The following is a 3,450-nucleotide window of genomic DNA, read 5'->3' as shown; positions in this document are numbered from 1 at the left end:
CGGGCACGCCCAGCGCGTCGCGGTACCCGTCCCGCCGGGCGGGCGGGCCATCGGGCCGGTGCGGTCCAGCGGCGCCGCGGTGTTGACGCCGCACAGGACGAGACGGGTGCGCAGCAGGGGGGCCGCGCCGGGGTCGGCCGCCGCCGACCGCGCCAGCTCCACCGCCTCCCGGGCCTCGTCGTCGTAGACGACCAGGGCGCTGGGAGCCGTCCAGCGCAGGCTCCACCCCGCCCGTCCGGCGCCCGTGAGCCCCTGGCCCACCAGGGTCTCGAGCGCCTGCTCCGGCGAGCCCGGCAGGCCCCACTGGTCCGTGCCCCAGCCCGTGTCGTGCAGCGCCCCGGCCAGCTCGGCGCCGCGCCCGGCCTCCAGCAGCCCCAGGACGGCGTCCACGGTGGGCTCCGGCGGGACGTCCGCCCGGGAGAGCCGGGCGAGGGGACCGCGCAGGTCCTCGACGGCCTGCACCATCTGCGCCTCGGCCGCGTCGTCCAGCCACTCCTGCCACGGCTGTCCGAGCCTGCGGGGCCCCGACGGCGGCAGGAGCGGGCGCAGCAGGGAGCCCCACACCCCGTCGGGGAGCCGGACGCCGGCCTCCACCGCCCGTCCCGCCTCCGGAGCGGACGGGGCGGCCCGTTCGTGGGCGGGGGTGCCCCGGTCGCGGGCGAGTGCGGCCAGACGGCGGCTCAGCGGCGGATGGGAGTCCAGCCGGGAACGGGGCGGCTCCGGCATCCTGCGCCGCCACTCCTGAAGTGCCTCGGCGTAGCCGGGGTCGGCCAGCATCTCGGCGAAGGGGCGCAGCGGGTCGTCGGGCGTCAGCCCGCGCCCGGCCATGGGGTCCAGCAGCCGGGCCCGGTAGTCGGCCCAGGCCGCGCCGACGGCGTGGACGGCGGTCAGGGCGGACGCCGTGGCCTCCCGTCCCACGAGGGCCGCCGCGGCCGCGTCCGCCTGGAACTCCTGGCGCCGCCGCACGCCGAAGGTGACGGCGTCGAACAGCCACGCGTACACCGCCAGCACCCAGCCCTGGAAACCCGAGTAGCCCGCCGTCAGGGCGTTGCCCCGCGCCGCCTCGGCGATGCCGGTGCGCGCCGTGTGCAGGGCGGCCGAGCCCCGGTAGGCGGTGGCCGCGAACCGGGTGTCCCGGCGCGCGTAGTGGCCCAGTTCGTGGCAGAGGACCGCCCGCAGCTCCTCCCCGCTCAGCCCCGCCAGCAGCGGTACGCCGATCTCCATGCGCCGGGCGGTCACCCCGGCGCCGAAACGGGTGTCCTCGCTGACGGAGGCGTTGGCCTCCAGCGTCAGCCGGATCTCGGTCGGCTCGGGCGCGCCGACCGCACGCGCCAGGCCGGTGACCGTCTCCCACAGCTGCGGGGCCTGCCGCCGGGTGACCGCCCGGCCCTCGCGGGCGGCCGGGGCCCGCCCGCCGGAGAACAGTCCGCGCAGCACCGCCAGCACGGCCGGCAGGCCGAAGACGACGGCGTACAGCGGCGCAGGCGAGGTCATGCGGGTGCCGTCGACCAGCAGCACCCACAGCACAACGGCCGCCAGGGCCGCGTAGCCGAGCACCAGCGCCCACGACACCGCGTAGAAGCCCCCCAGCAGAACGAGTGCCAGCGCGGTCCGCGCCCAGGCCCCCAGCGTCGCACGCATCCCCGTCCGTCCCCCTTTCCCCGTACGGCCGCCCCGCGCGGTCCTCCCGCACCGTCCCGCCGTCGCACGGCCCTCGCTGCCATCGTCCCCGCCGGCGGCGGGGTGGAAGCCGGAAGCGCGCCACCGGCGGTGCGGGCCGCCGGAGCCGTGGTCCCCGGGCGAAGCTCCGGCCACCTGCGCGCCCGGCGTCCGGGCCGCCCACGCCCGCGGCGTGCCGCCGCCGCGCGGAATCGTCCTGAAACAGTCCCCTGCGCGCCGCCTGTGCGGGCACTCCGTTCACGGACGGCGAGCGGACGCCGGAGGGCGGGAGGAGATGGGACCGGTGCCGCACCATGCGGCCGGCAGGTACCAGCCGCCCGCGGACGTGCCGTCCGTGCTCGTCCTCATGCCGGTCCTCGGCGCGGTCGCGGTGGCGCCGGCCCTGTTCTTCAGGGGCCGGCGGTGACCGGCGGAAGGAGAGGGCCGCGGGAGGAGAGAGCCGCGGGAGGAGGCCGGGACGGGCGCGGGGTCCGTTTGCGGAAGTCGCCGCCGGGAAGCCGGTTCCTCGGTCAACGCGCTTTGCGCGCAACCCTGTTGAAAAGTTCCCGATCGAGCGCGGGGGAGCGGGTCTCCATGACGGCGCCCCGTGCGGGCGGAGCGAGCGGAATCCCACGGCGGAAGCGGCCCGTTCGCCTCTCCGCCCACCCGACCGAAAGGACGCCGCAGTGGCTTCGTACTCCTCACCCCAGGGCTGTCCCGGCGCTCCGGGACCGGCCGGGCGGCCGCCCCGCAACGGGCTGGGCATCGCCGCCCTCGTGGTCGGCGTGATCGGCCTGCTGCTGTTCTGGACCCTCGTCGGCGGTGTGCTGCTGGGCATCGCGGCCATCGTGCTGGGCGTCGTCGGCTACCGCCGCGTCAAGAAGGGCGAGGCGACCAACGGCGCGATGGCCCTGATCGGCGCCATCGCGGGTGCCATCGCGCTGGTGGCGTCCGTCGCCGTCATCGCCGCCGGGGTGTCGTTCCTGAACTCCGAGGAGTTCGGCAACCTGGACGAGTGCCTGCGGAACGCCGGCAGCGCGGCCGAGGAGCGGCAGTGCGAGCGGGACTTCCGCGACGAGCTGGAGCGGCGCTGAGCCGGGCGCGCACGGCACGCCCGTCACGCACGTCACGCCGGACGTACCGGCCACGGCTGTCGCGGAAGGTGAGGGTCCCCTGACCTTCCGCGACAGCCGTACCCGTCACACCGGTGTGACGGGCCAGCCGGTGGTGATCAGGTACTGGCCGAAGAGGTAACCCGCCATGATCGCCACCTCCTGACCGGGGAGGACGTGCCCGGCGGCCTGGAGGCCGATCAGCAGGTCGGAACCGAGGAAGGCCAGCGCGCCCGTGCCCGCGCGGGCGCCGGTGCCCAGGGCGGTGACGGCCATGGCCGTCAGGGCGAGGCTGTAGCCCGCCACCGGCGCGCGCAGCCGCTTGTCCAGTCCCGGGGCGATGGCGGCGTTGGCCGCGGCCCAGCCGGCCAGGCCCGCGGCCGCGATCCAGGGACGGCGGCGCAGTCCCCTCAGCGCGCCCTGGCGCAGGTAGCCGGCCGTGTAGCTGACCTGGGTGCCAAGGAAGGCGGCCATGCCCAGGAGGAAGGCGGGCTCGTACTCGTCCGCGAGCAGTGCGGTGTCACCGGCCGTGGCGCAGGCCAGCCCGGCCAGCAGGGTCCTCGGTACGGGGGCGTCCGCCGTCTCGCGGCGGCGCAGCGCGTGGGCGGCCAGCGCCGGCATCAGCAGCGCGTCTCGGCCGCGCACCGCGCGTCCGGTGGCCCGCATGACTGCGGCCGCC

General features: G+C 77.2%; 4 protein-coding genes. 2 read left to right on the top strand and 2 right to left on the bottom strand.

Going from position 1 to position 3,450, the window contains the following annotated elements; translation table 11 throughout:
- Positions 1-1,641, bottom strand: a 1,641-nt coding sequence (locus tag ACLIYP_RS29765; protein WP_412716188.1) for a M48 family metalloprotease, incomplete at its 3' end; no start/stop codon positions are given.
- Positions 1,642-1,963: 322 nt separating this feature from the next.
- Between ACLIYP_RS29765 and ACLIYP_RS29760 the strand changes: the two genes are divergently transcribed.
- Together ACLIYP_RS29760 and ACLIYP_RS29755 are read left to right on the top strand one after the other, a co-directional pair.
- A complete protein-coding gene (locus ACLIYP_RS29760; RefSeq protein WP_412716187.1) occupies positions 1,964-2,086 on the top strand; it encodes a hypothetical protein in 123 nt (40 codons plus the stop codon).
- A gap of 259 nt (positions 2,087-2,345) precedes the next feature.
- A complete protein-coding gene (locus tag ACLIYP_RS29755; RefSeq protein WP_412716186.1) occupies positions 2,346-2,753 on the top strand; it encodes a DUF4190 domain-containing protein in 408 nt (135 codons plus the stop codon).
- Between the two features lie 105 nt (positions 2,754-2,858).
- Here ACLIYP_RS29755 and ACLIYP_RS29750 read toward each other — a convergent pair.
- Positions 2,859-3,450: lysoplasmalogenase family protein (locus ACLIYP_RS29750; protein WP_412716185.1), on the bottom strand; the 592-nt coding region annotated here is incomplete at its 5' end.

Origin of the sequence: Streptomyces nanhaiensis, from assembly GCF_046614825.1 — a bacterium.
GTDB classification, from domain to species: Bacteria; Actinomycetota; Actinomycetes; order Streptomycetales; family Streptomycetaceae; genus Streptomyces; species Streptomyces radiopugnans.
The sequence above is the reverse complement of the archived record's forward strand: the minus strand, read 5'-3'. Positions and strand labels throughout refer to the sequence as shown.